This is a genomic window from Chryseobacterium antibioticum (assembly GCF_012927325.1).
Lineage (GTDB): Bacteria > Bacteroidota > Bacteroidia > Flavobacteriales > Weeksellaceae > Chryseobacterium > Chryseobacterium antibioticum.
The window spans coordinates 176,865-196,405 of record NZ_JABBGI010000005.1 but is presented as its reverse complement, the minus strand read 5'-3'; the positions used below and the strand labels follow the sequence as shown (position 1 = coordinate 196,405).

General features: G+C 40.2%; 15 protein-coding genes. All 15 read left to right on the top strand.

Going from position 1 to position 19,541, the window contains the following annotated elements:
* Positions 1-5: 5 nt before the first annotated feature.
* The 15 genes from HHL23_RS05805 to HHL23_RS05735 all read left to right on the top strand — a co-directional run bounded on the left by HHL23_RS05805 (position 6) and on the right by HHL23_RS05735 (position 19,525).
* The gene (locus HHL23_RS05805) at positions 6-4,238 is read left to right on the top strand and encodes a type I polyketide synthase (RefSeq protein ID WP_169233864.1); all 4,233 of its coding nucleotides are present in this window, start codon (positions 6-8) and stop codon (positions 4,236-4,238) included.
* Positions 4,226-4,525 carry an acyl carrier protein gene (locus HHL23_RS05800; RefSeq protein ID WP_169233863.1) on the top strand — a complete coding sequence of 100 codons (300 nt, stop codon included), beginning with the start codon at positions 4,226-4,228 and terminating at the stop codon, positions 4,523-4,525. The genes HHL23_RS05805 and HHL23_RS05800 overlap by 13 nt, the downstream gene beginning before the upstream one ends.
* On the top strand, positions 4,516-5,310 hold the full coding sequence (locus HHL23_RS05795) for an alpha/beta fold hydrolase (protein ID WP_169233862.1): 795 nt from the start codon (positions 4,516-4,518) through the stop codon (positions 5,308-5,310). Before HHL23_RS05800 ends, HHL23_RS05795 begins: the two co-directional genes overlap by 10 nt.
* Entirely contained in the window at positions 5,303-7,708 is a 2,406-nt protein-coding gene (locus tag HHL23_RS05790) for a glycosyltransferase (RefSeq protein WP_169233861.1), read from the top strand. Before HHL23_RS05795 ends, HHL23_RS05790 begins: the two co-directional genes overlap by 8 nt.
* Positions 7,709-7,797: 89 nt before the next feature.
* Positions 7,798-9,069, top strand: coding sequence for a condensation domain-containing protein (locus HHL23_RS05785; protein ID WP_169233860.1), 1,272 nt, complete (start codon positions 7,798-7,800; stop codon positions 9,067-9,069).
* The gene (locus HHL23_RS05780) at positions 9,066-10,319 is read left to right on the top strand and encodes a condensation domain-containing protein (protein WP_169233859.1); all 1,254 of its coding nucleotides are present in this window, start codon (positions 9,066-9,068) and stop codon (positions 10,317-10,319) included. Before HHL23_RS05785 ends, HHL23_RS05780 begins: the two co-directional genes overlap by 4 nt.
* The gene (locus HHL23_RS05775; protein ID WP_169233858.1) at positions 10,316-10,846 is read left to right on the top strand and encodes a hypothetical protein; all 531 of its coding nucleotides are present in this window, start codon (positions 10,316-10,318) and stop codon (positions 10,844-10,846) included. The genes HHL23_RS05780 and HHL23_RS05775 overlap by 4 nt, the downstream gene beginning before the upstream one ends.
* Positions 10,847-10,891: 45 nt before the next feature.
* Positions 10,892-11,230, top strand: coding sequence for a hypothetical protein (locus tag HHL23_RS05770; RefSeq protein WP_169233857.1), 339 nt, complete (start codon positions 10,892-10,894; stop codon positions 11,228-11,230).
* An 856-nt stretch (positions 11,231-12,086) separates the two neighbouring features.
* Complete coding sequence (locus HHL23_RS05765) at positions 12,087-13,085, top strand: terpene synthase family protein (protein ID WP_169233856.1); 999 nt, start codon at positions 12,087-12,089, stop codon at positions 13,083-13,085.
* Between the two features lie 54 nt (positions 13,086-13,139).
* Positions 13,140-14,141 (top strand): terpene synthase family protein, encoded by a 1,002-nt coding sequence (locus HHL23_RS05760; protein WP_169233855.1) that lies wholly within the window; start codon positions 13,140-13,142, stop codon positions 14,139-14,141.
* A gap of 185 nt (positions 14,142-14,326) precedes the next feature.
* On the top strand, positions 14,327-15,352 hold the full coding sequence (locus HHL23_RS05755) for a terpene synthase family protein (RefSeq protein ID WP_169233854.1): 1,026 nt from the start codon (positions 14,327-14,329) through the stop codon (positions 15,350-15,352).
* Positions 15,353-15,560: 208 nt separating this feature from the next.
* The gene (locus tag HHL23_RS05750) at positions 15,561-16,106 is read left to right on the top strand and encodes a hypothetical protein (RefSeq protein ID WP_169233853.1); all 546 of its coding nucleotides are present in this window, start codon (positions 15,561-15,563) and stop codon (positions 16,104-16,106) included.
* A gap of 186 nt (positions 16,107-16,292) precedes the next feature.
* On the top strand, positions 16,293-17,090 hold the full coding sequence (locus HHL23_RS05745) for a hypothetical protein (protein WP_169233852.1): 798 nt from the start codon (positions 16,293-16,295) through the stop codon (positions 17,088-17,090).
* A 202-nt stretch (positions 17,091-17,292) separates the two neighbouring features.
* Positions 17,293-18,435 (top strand): 1-acyl-sn-glycerol-3-phosphate acyltransferase, encoded by a 1,143-nt coding sequence (locus HHL23_RS05740; RefSeq protein ID WP_169233851.1) that lies wholly within the window; start codon positions 17,293-17,295, stop codon positions 18,433-18,435.
* A gap of 583 nt (positions 18,436-19,018) precedes the next feature.
* Positions 19,019-19,525 (top strand): GNAT family N-acetyltransferase, encoded by a 507-nt coding sequence (locus tag HHL23_RS05735; protein WP_169233850.1) that lies wholly within the window; start codon positions 19,019-19,021, stop codon positions 19,523-19,525.
* Positions 19,526-19,541 lie beyond the last annotated feature (16 nt).

The window sequence follows — 19,541 nt, the reverse complement described above, 5'->3', positions numbered from 1 at the left end:
TAACTATGAAAAAAACAGATGTTGCTGTTATTGGCTTATCCTGTGTCTTTCCCGGGGCACAGGATGCCAACACTTTTTGGCAGAATATTGTCAATAAAGTAGATTCTACCCAATCGGCTCCGGCTGATAGGATTGATCCTGTACACTTCAGTGATGCTACCAGTCCTGTCGACAGATTTTACTGTCAACGCGGTGGATTTATTTCAGATTATGAATTTGATCCAACGGCTTTTGGGATTCTCCCATTAGCAGTAGAAGGTACGGAGCCGGATCATTTATTAACTCTTGATCTGGTGCAGAAAGCCCTGGAAGATGCCGGTGTATTTCAAAAGGGAACTTCTCTTGAGAAAACTGGAATCATTATCGGTAAAGGAAACTATACCGGTCCCGGAGCGACGCGTGCGATTGAAATCGTGCGCACCGGAGAACAGATTTCTTCGTTGCTACAGGAACTATTACCCCAAGTGTCTACAGCAGATATCGAAAAGGTGAAACATGCTTTTCAGGAGCGAAAAGGACGCTTTGCAGCCGATACTGCCATGGGATTAATTCCTAATTTGGTTGCCTCTTTGGTTGCCAACCGTTTCAATTTAGGCGGTGCTGCTTTTACAGTAGATGCCGCCTGTGCAAGTGCCCTGATTGCAGTAGATCACGCAGTTCAGGAATTGAACCGTGGCCGTTGTGATATGGTCATAGCAGGAGGTGTACATACCGGACAGAATGCTGCTTTCTGGAGTATTTTTGCCCAGCTGGGAGCGCTTTCACATCAACAGCAGATCAAGCCGTTCAGTAGCGATGCAGACGGATTATTAATTGGCGAAGGCTGTGGTTTTGTCGTATTAAAACGATTGGAAGATGCAGTCCGTGATCAGGATAAGATCTATGCCGTAATCAAAGGCGTTGGAGTAAGCAGCGATGGTAACGGAACCAGCGTGATGAGCCCGTCCGTTAAAGGTCAGCTTAAAGCGTTGCAACAAGCATGGATTAATGCAGATCTGGATGAAAAACAGATTGGATATCTTGAAGCTCACGGCACAGGAACACCGCTTGGAGATAAAACAGAACTTCAGACCTTAGCGCAGTTTTTTACTAAAGAAGAAACAACCCAGGCTGCAGGAATCGGATCTGTCAAATCTAATATCGGACATGCCATGCCAGCTGCCGGAATTGCAGGTTTAATCAAGACCTGTCTGGCGCTTCATCATGATACTTTACCGCCTACATTATATTGCGAAAATCCAATTGCAGATATGGAGCAGACCCGTTTTGCTCCGGTACAGGAACCGAAAAGATGGTCAAAAACAGGTTTGCCGAAAGTAGCGGCAGTCAATGCCTTCGGATTTGGAGGGATCAATGCGCACGTCGTTTTGGAAGGCTATGATATGCCAAAAAAAGACAGCGTTTTAGTATTGGCAAGACCCACACACGAAGAATTACTTTCTGCTTTAAAAAACAACGAAAACAGAGTAGGAGAAGGGGATTACCGGATTGCTTTATTCGACCCAACACCTGAAAGAATAGAAAAAGCCATTAAAATTGTAGCTAAAGACAATCCTTGGCGCAATAAACAGGATATTTGGTACACCAAAACGCCTTTATTGAAGGATGGAGGCAAAATAGCCTTCGTATTTCCTGGGCTGGATGGCCTTGCGAAAGGGGAAGTGGACAGTGTGAGCCGTTATTTTGGATTAACCGAACCTATCGAAACAGAAGGAGAAGGTTTATTAACCGATGCATTGGGAATTTTCAACAAATGCAGTATTCTTGACAACGCACTGAAAAAACTGGGAATTGTTCCGGATATGAATGCCGGACACAGTCTGGGAGAATGGCTCGCTGGATATTCCTCCGAACTGGCAGAAGTGAATTCTGTAAAAGCTTTGATTGATGTTCTGAATCCGGAAACCTTTGAATTAAAAGATTCCAGATTCATTGCAATCGGAGCGGGGATTGATGCCGTCAAGCCTTTTATCGATGCGATTCCCAATCTTTATATTTCCAATGACAATTGTCCCAATCAGGTGATCCTTTGTGGCAGTAATGCAGCCTTGGATGAACTGGTTCCATTGTTAAAATCAAAACAGATTTTTCATCAGATTCTGCCGTTCCAATCCGGTTTTCACTCGCCTTTTATCGCTGATAAACTGGATGTGATCCTGGCTGGAATGGAAAAAGCGCAGTTTCAACAGACGAAGATTCCGTTATGGTCGGCAACGACTTTGGAGCCGTATCCTGCCGATCAGGATGCCATCAGAAAACTAAGTGCAGAACATTTGGTTCAGCCAGTCCGCTTCCGTGAACTGACGGATAAACTGTACGAAGAAGGAGCGAGATTCTTTATCCAGATTGGTACCGGAGGACTGATCGGGTTTATTGATGATACCTTAAAAGGAAAAGCATTCAGTACGATTGCTTCCAGCGTAGCCACAAGATCTGCACTGGCTCAGTTGCAGCGTGTTGTAGCCGCATTATTTGTGGAAGGTAAAACAGTAGCATTGGACTTTTTAGAAGTACAAAACCCATCTAAAAAATCATCTGGAAAAGGAATAAAGTTACAGTTAGGGTCACCGATTATCCGTGATTTTAAAGAAATTCAGAATCTGGCTCAATCTTTTGAAATGCCAAAACAAAATGCAGTTTCAGCGACGGTGGCTAAGACTGGTCATCCGCTTGTTCAGGCTTTCCAGGATAATATCACCGATATGATCCGGATGCAGGAAGAAGTACTGACGCTGTTTCAAAACCGTCCGGAAATTACAGTTCCAAGACCTGTGGTTTCTAAAGCACCTGTCAGCAAGAATTTCTCGAAACTTCTGTATGTTACTTTAGATACTCATCCTTACCTCATCGATCACAGTTTATTGAGACAGCCGAAAGGTTGGACCAATGTTTCTGATATGGAGCCGGTGATCCCGATGACCATGATTTTTGAGCAGTTAGCAGAAATAGCACAGGCCGAAATACCCGGAACCCGCGTTCATAAAATCATGAATGTGAGTGTGTTTCAATGGATGAATGTCGCCAAACCTTTTGAAAAAACAGTCAAAGGAGAATGGCGTTCAAATAACCATGCCTACCTTGATATCGAAAACTTTGCGAATGCAGAAGTCTTACTGGCTTTATCTGCGCCTGCTGTTCCTGTCTTTAACCTGGCAATCGGGGATCTTCTGCCTATCGAAAGAACACCTGAAGAGATCTATGACAAACATATGTTCCATGGAGAACTGTACCAGGGAATTACTGAAATTTCAGCAGTAGGAACGAAAGGAATTGTAGGAAAAATCAAAGGAAACGGAGGGAAAGGATCCTTACTGGATAATGCCGGACAGTTATTCGGACTGTGGTTACAATTAACCTTAACGAAAGACCGTATTGCTTTCCCTGTGAAAATCAGAGATATTGAATTCTTTGGTGATATGGAGGACCAGAACGGCCTTTTTGAATGTACCTGCATCCTTACCGAACTCAATGAAGAATTTGCCATTGCAGATATCATTCTCAAAAGAGACGGAAAAGTATGGTGCGCGATTACCGGCTGGCAAAACCGCCGATTAGAAATTGACGAGCCTCTTTGGAACGTTTCCATGTCGCCTTTACACAATCGTCTTTCGGAAGAAATAGCCCCTGAGGTATTTTTCTTTCATCAGGCATACACGAGAGTCGCTTCGTGGGATTTTATTCTCAAAAGATATTTCAACCAGACGGAAAAACAATACCATCAGCAGTTGTTTCCTAATAAACGAAAAGAATGGATGGTGAGCCGTGTAGCGGTGAAAGATGCCGTTCGGAACCTTCTCCGCGAAAAGAAAAATCATCCTTGTTTTCCCATCACTTTTGAAATAGGGAAAGATGAAGTCGGAAAACCTTATCTGATAGGCGATGTCACTGAAGATATCCATATTTCTTTAGCACATAAAGAAAAAGATGCGGTAGGTATTGCACGCCAGGGCGGCCCGGTAGGAATCGACATGGAGATCATTGAGGAACGCAGTTCCGGATTCTATGATCTGGTATTTACCGATCACGAATTAACCTTATTAAAAGACAGAGATCAGGCAGAATGGACCACCAAGTTCTGGGTAGCCAAAGAAGCCTACGGAAAGTTTCTCGGAACCGGACTGAAAGGAAATCCAAAAGCCTTTGAAATCACCCATGTTGAGGGAGATCACTTATGGATCAACCAAACTGAAATAAAAACTATTAAACATAAAAAATATATTATCGGATGGACACTATAAACCACACATTAAAATTGAATCACGAAGAATTGTTCACTCTTTTGAAAGGTTTTATTACTGAAGTGATAGGCGCTGAATTTGTAGAGGAAATGGACATCACTCCGGACAGTTCATTCACGAAAGATCTGGAAATGGACAGTATAGAAATCGTTTCTTTTTCCGAGAAGATCAAAGCGTATTTCGGGGATCAGATTGATTTTACAGGATGGCTGTCTTCAATGGACTTAGATCAGTTGATCGACCTTGACCTGAGTATGATTATTAATTATATCTACGAATGCCAATAATCACGGTTAATCATAAACAGGTTCATATTCAGGAACTCAACAAAGGGGCTGAACAGACGGTGGTGCTTATCCACGGGATGTTCAGCAACCTGTCCATATATTATTTCAATATTGCCCCTATTCTGGCGAAGCATTTCCATGTGGTGATGTACGATTTGAAAAGCCATGGCATGAGTGAGCGTTTTACAGACGGTTACGATCTGGAAAGTATGTTGTCTGATCTTTTGGCTTTGATGGATGTTTTAAACCTCAAAAAAGTACATTTGGCCGGATACAGTTTCGGAGGACTTATCGCTTTGAAAACAGCCCTGAAAGCTCCGGACCGTGTGAGTCAGCTGGTGGTCATAGAAGCACCGGATCCTCAGGACGAAAAGGCCCGTAACATCATCGATGAATACAGCAAAGAATTCCTCGAACATTATGTGGCCAATTTTACGGACACTACCAAAGTGCAGATGGGCAAAAGGCAGATGGAGAAAAATCACCGGATGTATGAATTCCTGTTTGAAAAGACCAGCATCAAGGCAGATATGATCAGGGAAAAACATTTTCTGAGTGAAGTCAATTTCTCAGAACTGGATATTCCTACACTTTTGCTTTACGGATCCGAATCGAACTGTAAACCTACGGGTGAATGGCTGAAAATGCAGATTATTTCATCTGAACTGGAACTGATTTCCGGTGATCATAACGTTCCGATACAGGAACCCGTTCAGATCGCAGAATCGATGGTTCATTTTTTATCTCAATCATTATCTAACACATTAACACAAAATCATGGCTAAATTTGTATTTGTTGTTCCACCATTGACAGGCCATGTCAATCCAACCTTAAGCATCGGTGCAGAATTATTGCAAAGAGGACATAAAGTGGCCTGGATCAGTCTTGATAAAAATTTAAGTACGAAACTTCCTGTCGGAGGAGAACTTTTACTCATTCAATATGACCAGACCGACGAGGAAAAAAGAGAAAGCGAAAGCTATCTCGATATTATTTCTAAAAAAGTAGTCTACGGTATCGACAGTATTAAGTTTCTTTACGATGACGTACTGATTCCTTTAAACAGACATTGCTACAATGGAATCGTTACCTTGCTGAAACAATATCAGCCCGATATGGTGATTGGAGATCATCAGTTATTTGCTGCTGCTATTGCCGCTAAAAAACTGAATCTTCCCTACAGTACCTCAGTTACCGCTCCGGCTGCCATTAAAATGATGGATGAGCTGCCTAAAGTACACGAATGGGAAGTCAATAAAATCATTGAACTGCAGAAAGAACTGGGTGTGACGGAAAACCGTTCATTAGCTTCTTCGGATCTGTTGACCCTTGTTTTAACTTCAAAATATTTCTTTGGCGAAATGGATCTGCCGGAAAACTATCAATTTACGGGACCTGTTCTTACGGAACGCCGGATCTCCAGTGAATTTGATTGGGACAGATTTAAAAGCAGTACCAACAAAAAGATCCTGGTAAGCATCGGAACAACTTTCGATCATGATCATAAAAAAGTTTTCTTCCAAAAGGTGGTTGATGCTTTTAAAGATGAAGATATGACCGTTGTATTGGTTTCTGATCCAAAGCTTTTTGATAGCTGGCCGGAAAATTTCATGGTCTATCATCAGGTTCCGCAACTGGATCTGCTGCCACATCTGGATGGAGTGGTTTGCCACGGCGGTCACAATACCGTCTCTGAAGCCCTTTCCAACGGTCTTCCGTTGGTGGTGATCCCGATTGCATATGATCAGTCGCATGTGGCTGGACGTGTGGTGCGTACCGGAGCAGGAGAGCGTCTTAATTTTAACCGATTTAAATCCCATCACTTGAACGAAGCTGTAAAAAATATTTTAAATAATCCAGAATATAAAGAAGCTGCTGAAACGGTTCGTGAATCTTTCACCGAAGCCGGAGGCACAACCACTGCAGCCAATTTGCTTGAAAAAGCATTAATCCCTGCTGCCGAAACAGTAAAGCCTGGCTCTAAATTTTTATTTGTAATTCCGCCGTTTTTCGGACATATCAGCCCAACATTGAGCGTTGGTGCAAGTTTGATCGCCCGCGGACACGAAGTGAAATGGTTTGGAATTACTCCATTGGACAACAAACATATTCCTGAAGGAGGAAGTTATTTTTATCCTGAAGAAGATCTTGTTCCGTTTCAGGAGGATATTCAGCGTATTTTAAAGAGACAGGATGACGGGCCGGCCTGTTCAGGACCTGAAGTCATGAAACTGGCACTCGAGGAAACCTATGTTCCGTTTGCTAAAATGATGATGCCTGGATTGGAGCGTCTGACCAGTACGTGGAAGCCTGATGTTCTGGTGAATGACTGCATCACCTTTGGAGGAGCTCTTTTTGCCCACAAACACAATATTCCATGTGTGACGACTACACCTGTTCCTCCCGATGTAATGGGCGATACGGCAAATAACGCACCCAAAATATTCGAGTGGCAGCAAAACCTGATCAAAGACCTTCAAAAAGAAGTGGGGATTGATGATGAAGGAATTTTCATCCATTCCAATCAGTTAAATCTGGTCTTCACGTCACAGACTTTTGCGGATTTTGAAACGGTTCCATCACATATGAGATTTGTAGGTCCGGTAAAAGGACGTCCCAACCCGGCCCCTTTTGACTGGGGAAAACTGGAAGCGTCTACGACACCGAAAATATTTGTATCACTCGGAACACTGTTGGTAGATATCCGGAAAGCCTTTTTTGAAAAGGTAGTGGCAGCCTTTGCCAATCAGCCTGTAACGGTGATCGCAGCAACCCCGCCGGAAATATTTGAAGAATGGCCTTCTAATTTTATTGTAAGCGGTTTTGTGCCCCAATCAGCATTGATGCCGCATATGGATATGGTGATCTGCCACGGAGGTTTCAATACCGTTAACGATACCTTCACCAATGGATTGCCGATGCTCATTACCCCGATTGCCTATGATCATTTTCATATCGCAAAATTAATTGAAAAAGCAGGCTGTGGAATCAGCATCCGATACAAGCGATTACGGGTGGAGGCTCTTCGTGAAACCGTTTTTGAATTGCTGGAAAACCCGGCATACAGAAACGCAGCGAAAGAAGTTCAGTCCAGTTTACTCAATGCAGGCGGTAATGACCTGGCTGTAGAGCTACTGGAAAGCTTTGTACAACAAGAACAACCATCATTAGTTTTAGGATAAGCCTATGAAATCGGCATTATTGGTAAATACAGACACTGATAAAGACGACGCGATTCCATATGACCTTTAAAAAAGATAGATATCTACAGATGAAACGAAAATTGTTATTTGGTGAGCGCATGCTGCTGGGTGACGGAACAGAACCTTTTAATGCGGTGATTCCGTTCCGTTTGCGGGGTATCTTTAAGGAAGAAGATATTCAACATGCCCTGAGCCAGCTTCAGGGCAAACATCCGTGGTTGAGAGCACTCATCAGCCATGATGAAAAAAATATCCCCTGGTTTGAAGTACTGGAAAAACATCTGCCGATACCAGTACGAATTGTTTCCAGGAAAGGGGAGAACGACTGGCAGGAGGAATCCAGAAGAGAATGGCAGACGTTGTTTCATTATGGGGAGCAACCCCTTCTCCGGTTCATATGGATCAAAGGAGAGGCGGTTTCGGATATGCTTTTTTCTTTTCACCATTGTTTATGTGATGGAGGTTCTGCGATGGCTTTCCTCTATGAATTTTTAACGATATTGGATAATCCGGCAGCGGAAATTGGAGTAGAAAATCCGATACTGGGAATTCATGATGTAGTTCCGGCAGACATTCTGACGAACCGCAGACAAAAGTTGAAAGCGAAAGTGATTGGTAGGGTAGCAGCAACAGCCATCAAGTGTATTCCAGTTGGTAAAAAAGCAGTTGAGCGGCAAAACGATTACCTGATCCACTGGAAATTTGACAAAGAAATGAGCGGGGAATTAATTGCCTACTGCAAATCAATGGAAGTTACGGTGAACACGTTTTTATGTGCAGCGGTGCTTCAGGCATTCAGGAAGGTAAAAGGGGATGCTTCCTTCAATAAGGTTTCATGTCCGGTAGATATCAGGCGCTTTGCCAGCCAGATCAAAGAAGACCATATTTTCGCTTTCGGTCTGATGATCGTGGTCTCAGCAAATCATAAAATAAGCTTTTCTGAGAATTTACGACTGATGCAGGAGTCTGTAGAGCGTAAGACCTCCAAACTGAATCCCTACATTACCATGATGGTGATGGAGTCTGCTCATGATGCTTTGAAGAATTTTACCAAGCTTTTAAAACATGGAAAATCTTCCAATGATTGTATGTTTTCCAATCTGGGACGCATTCAGATTCCTCATCAATACAAGGATTTTACACTAGAGACCATTTTCAGTCCTTCTGTGATTGGTCCGTTGGGAAATACGACAACGATGGTGACGTCAACATTTAATGGAGAAATGGATTTTTCTTTCGTAGGAAGCGAAGGATATTTACCGTATGCTGAAGCGTTAGCGATCCGGGATGAAGTGATTCAGACTGTAAAAGAACAACTAGATCCTATATCTGTATTATGATCAGAAGAAAATTAATGATGGTGGAAAGGATTATGTACGTTGATCCAGAAACACCGGTCAATTGTGTATTTACCGCAAAAATCAAAGGGGAAATCCCTGAAAAAAACTTTAGGGCTGCTTTGACGAAAATCCAGCAGAAGCACCCTTTGCTGAGAACCAGGATTAATAGGCACAGTGAAAAGTATCCTTTTTTTACAGAAGAAAAAGAGATTGAACCGATTCCGCTCCGTATTGTTGACCGGAAAACGGATGAGGACTGGTTGCGGGAATCTGAAAAAGAGTGGTTCCGGCTGTTTAAAGACGAAAAGAAACCGCTTGCCCAACTGGTATGGGTAAAGGGACAGGGTGCTTCGGAAATCCTTTGGGTATTGCCTCACTGTATCTGCGACGGAACTTCCCTTGTCACTCTGATGCGGGAACTTCTTGGCCTTTTGGATGATCCTTCTTTTGAGATGAATCCTTATCCGGTATTCAGTTCCGTTGATGATTTTCTGCCTCTGGATTTCAATACGAAAAAAGAAAAACGGAAAGCCAGTATTTACCTGCTGATGGCCCGGTTCTTTTTTATGATACAGCGAAAAAGCAAAATAAGAAATCTCGGGAAAAACTATGTCATCCATTGGAAGGAAAACTCCCAAATGACAACTCAAATCACTGAAAAATGTAAAGCTCACGGTATTTCCGTACATGCTTTGCTATGTGCGGCCTACATGCAGGCTTTTAAAGAAATACAGGGGAAGCAGGCGAAAGGAAAAGTGATCAGTCCTGTGGATGTGCGTCACTTTATTCCCGAGATCAGAAAAGATCATCTGTTTGCTTTTGCACCAACAGTCGAACTTCCGTTAAAAAAGGGCAGTCAGGATGTCATGGACAATGCAAGAGAGATCAAAAAAGATCTTCTTCAGAAAATAGATAAGATCGAAGCGAGAAAACTTTTGTGGATGGGCGAGCAGATGCATCCGGTGGTAGATCGTATGATTGCTATGTTGAAATCCAGTAAAGGAGGGCATGATATCACATTATCCAATATGGGTAGAATTGATATTCCCAATGATTATAAGCATTTTCAACTGGAAACGATCATCAGCCCAACGGTTGCATTTCCTTGGCTGAATTCGAATACTTTGGTAACCACAACGTACAACCAACAAATGGATTTTACCTTTATGTCCAACGAGCATTTCCTTCCGAAAGAAGAAGCTGTGAAAATTAAAAATAAAGCCATTGAACTCCTGACCTCGTCTTTATGAAATTTAAACTGAAGCCTGCGCAACCTAAAAAACTCAAGAAAACCACCCTGAAACGCTTTTTAATCAAGCGCACGATTTATTATGTCCTTCCCAATGTATTTTTCAATTTCATTATTGCGTATGCCAGCTTTCAGGAATTAGGATATACGCACTTCTTTTCAGGAACTCAAAATCTGGCCCGACTAACCCTTCCTATGGCTATATTCCTACCGGTAGTCCTTACCATCGATATTATCAACAGGGTAATCATTGCTTCCGAGCAGGGTGCCATTGAATTTACCGTAGATGATCAGCTCAATAAGAAGAAACTGATGACGAAACTGAGTATTGTGCATGGTCTCATTACTGGCTTGTTAGTTTTGTCTGTATTGATGCTGGCACAATTCAGTTTGTCAAAGTATTATAAACTGGACGCCACTGCCATGGCGGTGCTTGTTGGGGTGCTGGCGGGGATATTGTCTGTGATATTTGTGTATTTGCCGATGAGGAGGCTGAGGAGGTATCTATGCAGATCTGTGGTGGTTTAATAATAAGTTCTTTTCAATTTTGATTAACACCAAAAACTATTAACTATGGAAATTGATAAAATCAGAGATCACATTGCACAAAAACTAAGCAGTGATTATAATGTATGGAATGATGTATTGAACAATACGCAACCAGAAAATTATGCTTGTGAACATTGGAGAGTAGACATTAATCCAACGGATATTTGGGTTGATATTCCCAATAAAAAATTTTCAGTTGATGACGGTTTTTTTTCTTTTAACGTCATAGTAGAGCCAGGTAAAGAGAATAAGGATATATCCTACAATAAAGCTTTTACAGCAAAAGGTACATTTCTATTTGAAAATAGGGACGATATTAAAATAGAAGAAATAGATGTTGATATTGAAATAGATATTTTTTAGGGCATTTTGTGTTTAATTGTGTAAATGAAATAATGATAAATCACCTGATTTGTAATTTTGTTTGCGCTTTACAAGAAGTTGCAAGGCTGCTTTATTTAAGTAAAATACAGTTTATATAATTAGATCTGGGCTGTAATAACACAAAAAATAATAATTTAATCATAAAGGAATTTCTTTAGCAAATTTACTGTTTGGCAATTATTTTGACTTCTCCCTACTAAAAATAGGAGATAAGTAGGCCGGGAAAATGATAAAAAAAGTAAAAAAAGTCATGTTTCAAACGATCCTTAAACATTTTTTGCATGCTTAAAAGCTTATTAATAGTATCACATCAGTGTGTTACGTTGATTAATATCAAATAAGTGTGAAATAAATTTGAATCATATCGCATTTTTTTATTATTTTCATTCTTATAAACTAATACCATAAAAACATCAATCATTAAATTTAAATCTATGAAAATTTTTCTTGACAATACCATTCAGTAGTGAACCTGTTCCGGATTCCAAACCCCATTAATACCTATTAAAGAAAATATAAGGTCAATCTGAATAAAGATTTGCTATTTGATCAACCTTTCCTTTTAGCCAAATTACAGTCAATACTGTTTAGGTTGGGATTAATTTATTTTAAAACTATTTTCAATACGAGTCCGGGTTTCGTTACATCAAAAGAATGAAACGATAGGTTAAGTGACATTTAAAGACAGACAATTTATCGACGAAATGTATACTTAAATGTTGTTTGATGCATCCTATATCCGCATGATCCTGTCCATTTCATATTGAACGACTTTGCTCTAACTATACTCATCTATATTATAACCGTTATGTAAAATTTAAAAAACTATAAAACCATGAACACACTTGAACTACTCAACAAAAAATTTAATTACCCCTTCCCGACGTTAAAGAATCCCCATGCAGACCAGTTGCAGGAAATTACTGAAAATCAGTGGATAGATGGGGAGTATCTGTGGCTTTATGAGCAGAATCCTGATCTTCGCAAAAAGTACAAAAAAACCAAAACGGCGCATATCGCTGCTCAGTGGTTTCCTACCGCATCACTTGAGCGTTTCAAACCCATCTGCAGACTGATGCTGTGGACGCTGTACAATGACGATCTGTATGAGGAAAGCGTATCCGGTGATATTAAAAATATACACACCCAGTCGGTTGCCGTTCTCAATGGTGAAATAAGCGCTGCAGAATCTACAATACCATTGGGAGCTATGCTGGCCTCATTAAGGCAGGAGCTGTTGCAGTTTATTCCTCAGGAATCTATCGTCAGGTTTACAAAGATGATCAGCAGGTATTTTACAGGGTTGGAAACTGAGCTCATATACAAGGAAAAAAAGATGTTTCCAACCATAGAAGAATGTATTGCGTTAAGGGAAAATTCTATCTGCCTGTATCCTTTTCTTCAGCTTACAGAGGTGGAAACGGGAATTGTTCTGCCTCCCGATATCCACAAGCATCCGGTGATTTGTCGTCTGCAGACCTTGGCTTGCCACCTGGTTACCTATTTCAACGAAGTGCAATCGGTGGTGAAAGATGAGGCGACGGACAGTGTCTATTACAATATTGTTAAAGTAATCCAGCACGAACGGCAAATTTCATTGGAAGATGCCTGTCTGGAAGATCTCCGCCTTCATAATGAAGATCTGAAAGAGTTTGTAGCCCTTCAGGCTTCTCTGCCTGACTTTGGGATCTGGCAGGATGCCGTAGTGAATTGGGTTCATTATATGAGCATGGTCCTGAGTGGATGGAAGAACATCTCTACAAAACTTGGCCGTTACAATGCTATGGAATTTCCGGAAGCAAGGGAGTTGAAAGAAAAGCTGAACCAAATATAAAGAGGACCAAACTTATAACTATTCTATAATTTAAAAACTTAGACTTTAAACAAAATGAAACCAGAAGAATATAATTCAAAAGATTATCTGCCACGCGGCCATTATCCCTGGCCTGACCTTATCAATCCACATGCAGAACAAATGGGGAAAGATATGGACGGATGGATTGACAATGACTACACTTTCCTGACAGAAAAACAACGCACAACATACAAAAAAATGAGACTGCACATGTGCACCGCCCGTATGTGGCCGGACTTGACCTATGAACAGACTATTCCCTGTAACAGGTTTATGCTTCAGTACGTGGCGCTTGATGATCAGGTGGAGCATTCGTCTCTGGAGGAAATCCAACAGTTACGGACTCGTTGTGTAGACATTCTCAAGGGTGCACAACCAAAGGAGGACGAAAATGCTCTCTATCAACATATGGCGTTAATAAGGGATGAATTTCGCGCTTTGATGCCCGACCTATGGGTGGAACGTTTTATTTACTATTTTTATCAGTCCTTCAGATATGGGATTGAATTGGAGTACCCTTACAAAATAGCACAACGTCCGCCGTCACTTACGCTTTTCAAAACAATTCGTGAATATTCTGTTCTTATGCGCCCCTATCTGATCTTAGGTGAGATTGAATCAGGTCTTGTTCTTCCGGAGCATATTTTTGAGCATATTGTCGTTCAGAAAATGATATCTCATATGACCCTGGTTGTTGCATGGCAAAATGATATTCACTCGCTGCCAAAAGAAATGGCGAAGGGTACGGAGGTTTTTAACCTGGTTTTTGTATTGCAACAGGAATATAATCTCTCATTGAAGGATGCTTGTTCACAGGCATTCCGCATCCATAATGAAGAATTGGCAAAAGTACTTGCCTTACATGCTGAATACCGTGAGTTTGGTGAATATCAGGAGCATGTAGACAAGTTCGTTTATTATGCAGGAGTTGGACTTCAGGGCGTGAATTCTTTTTATCTGGAAACTGAAAGATACAAACATGGAGGAGTGGGTTTTGCCTGGCCAGAAATCAGTGATGATATGAAAACTATTTAAATTGATAATAAGCGGTTGTCCGTTATAATTCCGGTGTAACCAAAGCACCACAATACGTAGGATCAGTATGCTGTACCGGACTTTCTATTTTACCATGCAATGGAATTTTCACAAGCAAAGGATCCAAAAGCAAAACTAAACCAAATATAATATCATTAATAATTTTTCATTTAAAGATAAAATCCATGAGAGAAGAATTAATTGTTCCAAAATGTCATTACCCTTGGCCTACAGTCAATAGTCCTGTTGCCAATGCTTTTGATGACGAAGAAAAAGACTGGTATGATGAAGATTATACTTTTATTTCAGAAGAGGGAATAAAAAGATGTAAACCTCAGCTTCTGTCGCGGGTTGCCACTTATATGAACCCTACCTGTGACAGCATAGAACGGATGCGTCCCTGTGCCAGGCTGATGATCTATATCACATTGTTTGATGACTATTTCGGAATGACTCCGGCAAAAGAACTGAAAACGATAGCAGAGCGGGTATATGATGTCATGATGGGTGAAGATCCCGAGCCGGATGAAATAGGTATTCTGCGGCAGATGGCACAGGCAAGAAAAGAATGGGAAACATTTATGCCCCGGTTCTGGATAGACAGAGTGGCCATTGACTTTTATGAGTTTATCATGTACGGCATGATAGAGGAGATTCCTTTTAAGCAAGCTGAAAAAAGAACCTATCCATTACTTCCACATTATCTGAGTTTCCGGAAATATTCAATCGGGATGTGGCCTTATGGAGACCTTATAGATCCTGCAACGAATTCTCCGCTACCAGTTTTTATCTACAATCATCCTCTTGTACAACGTTGCAGAGAGTTGCTCTCTCTGATTATAGTGATTCAAAATGACTTTGCCTCTCTGAAAAAAGAACTTGAAATAGAAAGTGAAAGCCTCAATATTATCTTCATTTTAAGCCATCAATATAACCTTACCTATCAGGAGGCCTGTACAGAAGCGATGAGACTGCATGATGCGTATGGCCAGGAACTAAACGATCTGCATCAATCCCTCCCTGATTTTGGGCCTTTTCAACAGCAGGCTTATGATCATATCTATCACATTAAACTCCAGATAAGCGGTTGTGCCAACTGGTATTATAACTCAGGGACCAACCGATATGAGCCTAAAGGATTTATTGTACCACAGTATGGCAGAGAAGGGGATGATATTCTTATTCCGCACAGTATTTTTGTTCAAAAATAGCTATGAAAACTGTACGATCAGTCATTATCCTTGAAAACTTTAGAATGCGAAACAGCAATGATGTAAATCTTTGCTGTTTTTATATGGATGAAAATCTATTCTCCTGATAAATCAATCATGAAAAACCGGACCAGAGGTTAAATCTACATTCCGGACTGAACATAATATTTTTAAAATCTTATCTTCGTATTCTTAATAACTTGATGATATGAAAAAAATAGTATTCCTCGCTTCAGTTGCTTTTATCCTGAATTCCTGCGTGGTTTCCACCGCTGCCAAAGTGGTAAAGGGAGCGGTGAATGTCAGCTATAAAGCTGTAAAAGGAACAGTCAATGGAATTAGCTGGGCCGTAAGTAAGGCAAAAGGCAAAATAGACGAAGACCGATTGGACGGGACCTGGAAAGTAGTGGGAGCTTATAAAGGCTCTTTTGAAGACTTTACGAATGATCAGAATCCGCAAAGTTCCTTTACTTCGGACTGTACGGAAGGTTTTGATCAGATTATTTTCAAGGCTAAAAAATCCAAATTCAAACCTGTACACTGCAGTTCTGAAAAGGAAGACTGGGTAAAATACGCTATGGAATTCGGTAAAAATCCTGTCACCAAAGAAAAAGAAAACTATATAGAATACAATTCCAATAATTATATTTCAGTTATTGATGTCAACAATAAAACCATGGTGCTGGAAGGAAATCTGATGCCTAAACTGGCATTTTCAGGGTCGAAATTATATCTTTTGGAAAAAGTAAAATAAATATTTATTTCAACAAAGATTCAGAGTAGACCATCCAATTCTTAGTTTTTTTGGCTCTCGCACTTTGGGAATAGCCCCTGCTATGTCCTGATTTATCTTATGAAAGATCTGACTTTCTATCGGAAGTTTGGTGTGGAATAATATCTCTATCTTAACCGGATCAAAAAACTAATAGAATATTCATTTATGAAACTTAAAATAGGTATCCTTTCACTGCTGGTCACCGCTGTCTTTACAAATGCTCAGACCACTATTAAACAAAGCGATTTACAGGACTTCAGTATCGGAAAAGAAATGGAGAAACATGAGCCGCAGCATGCAAGGTATAAAGACGGTAGAACATTGGCTCCCGGAAAATACATCATGCTCATGGATGAAGAAGGGAAAAATGATAAAACGGTTAAATCATTATTTGAAGTGAATGACTCAGGTAAAATTGATGGTGAAATGAACTTTGAAACACCTGATAAAAACTTCGTTGTTAAGGGCTTGTATAAAGACGATATTCTGATCAGAATCGACAAAAAGCTAAACGGTAAACTTATAGAAACCTGTTACTTTGACCAGGGTGTTTTCTATGTGAAAGAATTTGAACCAAATGGTGATTTTAAAAGCGAATCAAGAGCGATAGATGGAAAAGCTGTTTATTCCAAAAGCATGAATCTTTCCGGCTGGGATGTTGAGGATGACGTGGAAGGCACACGTACATTTTATTATGGGAAAACCAATAAAGTAGAAAGCCGTACCAGCACTAAGAATCTTGAAAAAGAGGCTACTTGGATGGAAGAAAAATTTGATGAAAAAGGGGAGCTGATCAGTAAGGAAACCAAATACGGATTAGGTAAAAGTAAAAAAATCAAAAAAGACGGCAGTTATGAAGTGATGATAGATACCGATAAAGGATATAAGGTTTCAGAATACTCTGCTAAAGGTAAATTATTGAAAACCTATGTGGCCGCTTATCCAACGATGTCTGTACAATGATCATCTTTAATTCCTGGGAAAATAGAGGAGAATATAAGCCGGCTAAACATTTTTTTGTGGGAATAATTCTACGGTAAATAATTCAATGGTATGTAGAACATAGTTGCTATGTCGACAAATGACATACTTTAACAAACATTGTAGCGTACCCTCGATAAATTTTTGTTCTTTTGCAAAATAGTTTTAATTTTTAAATAATTACATGTCGAAGTTCGATGAAATCAGGCCTTTTTATGATCATGAAGTAAATGAAGCGTTACGGAGTATAGCCCGTGATCCTATGATGACAGCACTGATGAGTTTCACTTTTCCTGATGTTGATAAGCAGGTTTGGAGAGAACAGTTTAAGAGTATTCATTCGATAAGTGATTTTCAGCACAATTTTATCGCCCATACCATTCGTCAGATTCTCGCGAAAAGCTCTGAAGGCTTAACGACTTCGGGATTTGATCAGCTGGATAAAAATACCCCCTACCTTTTCGTTTCCAACCACAGGGATATTGTTTTGGATACCTCACTGCTCAACCTCGTGTTGCTGGAGAAGGAGTTTATCATGACTTCATCTGCCATTGGTGACAATCTGGTTCAGAAAACATTACTGCATGTATTAGCAAAACTGAATCGTAACTTTTTAGTCCAGAGAGGTTTGCCGATCCGTGAACAGCTGAAGAGCTCCCAGATCATGTCTGAGTATATTGAGCAGCTTCTGCATGTTGAAAAGCGCTCCGTTTGGATCGCCCAGCGTGAGGGAAGAACCAAAGACGGAAATGATGCTACGCAACAAGGTGTTTTAAAAATGCTTGCGATGGCTGCCGGAGATCTTTCTCTGACGGATTATTTTAAAACATTAAAGATCGTTCCGATATCTATTTCCTATGAATATGATCCTACTGATTCCTTAAAAATGCCACAGCTTCTGGCCAAGCACAGAGATGAGGAATACGTTAAGGGTAAGGATGAAGATTTTATGACCATGCTTAGTGGAGTATTAGGCCAAAAGAAACGTATTCACCTGCATGCCGGTCATATATTGGATACAGAATTGGATGATATTGCCCTCAATTTTGAAAACAAAAACAAGCAGCTGCAGGCTATTGCTCAGATCATTGATGATTCAATCATACAGAACTATAAGCTTTGGCCGACCAAGTTTATCGCTTATGACCTGCTTCACAACACGGATACATACGCTTCAGAATATACAGAACAGGAAAAACAACTGTTTGTCCGAAGACTTGACATGCGTATCGACCCTTCTGATGCCGTTTCAAAAGAATTTTTCTTAACAATGTATGCGAACCCTCTGATTAATAAAATGAAGTATGAGGACAATTCATTAATGTAAGTATTGCTGAAGAGTTGTCGAATATCGGCCTAGGAAGCTGTAGCGTTAAGAAAATTAAAATTTTATCCGTTAAAAAATTTCCACTGTTTGAGTGCGCGATCATCAACTGAAACGAAGCAGAAACATTCTTTCCGCACGAGTTTGGAAATTTTAGGATCAAGTTTTAATTTTTAGTGAAAGCTTCCAGCCTTGAATTTTTGGTTCATTTTGTTTCAAGACAAAAGAACAAAAACAGAAAATTTAGATAATGCACTATTTTTGTCCAGTATCCTTAACTACTTCATTAGTCTTAATCTTTCGAAAATTGTTTCACTATCAATCTTATAGAAGATTAAAACATTTTGAATTTAAAATAGGACCTTGTCATTTAAATAATTCACTTTTTAAAATGGTAAAATGATTTTATCAATTATTTTAAATGAAATTGGTAAAGCTGTTTTGAGGCTCCTAATTTTGCCGAAAGAATAAAGTTTGATATTAAATAATGATCCAAAACTCTTTTTTAAATTTAAAATTTTCCTAAAAAAGCATGAGTGACGCTTGGGCTATTCATATCTTAGGGGCTGATTAAAAACTAAAAAGCATGAAACTATTTCAACACGATTATTTTCCATACATAACAGGCGATAGGGTATCATTACGACAGATTAAGGATGCAGACCTTAATGATCTTATTGAAATCTCATTTTACGATGCCATCCAGGCAAAAACTGTTCAGCAGGCAGCAGAAATGCAGGCTAAGATCAATCAGGATTATCTGGACGGGAATTCCATTCACTGGGGAATTGTAGACAACGTAACCGATAAAATCGTTGGAACCTGTGGCTATTACCGTGGGTTGGATAAAGGAGAAGGAGAACTGGGCTGTGTTTTATTGTCACAATATTATGGCAAAGGGTATATGACCAATGGAATGTTGCTGGCTATAGATTTTGGATTAAATCAAATGGGGTTAAAGCGGATCTGGGCAGCAACAAGTCAACAAAATGGTCCGGCCATTAAGCTACTGGAACGGCTTAACTTTGTGAAAACAGCAGATTTAGACGACGATGAAATTGAGTATGAATTAAAGCAAACCAATACTCTATAAGAATTATTACAATTGA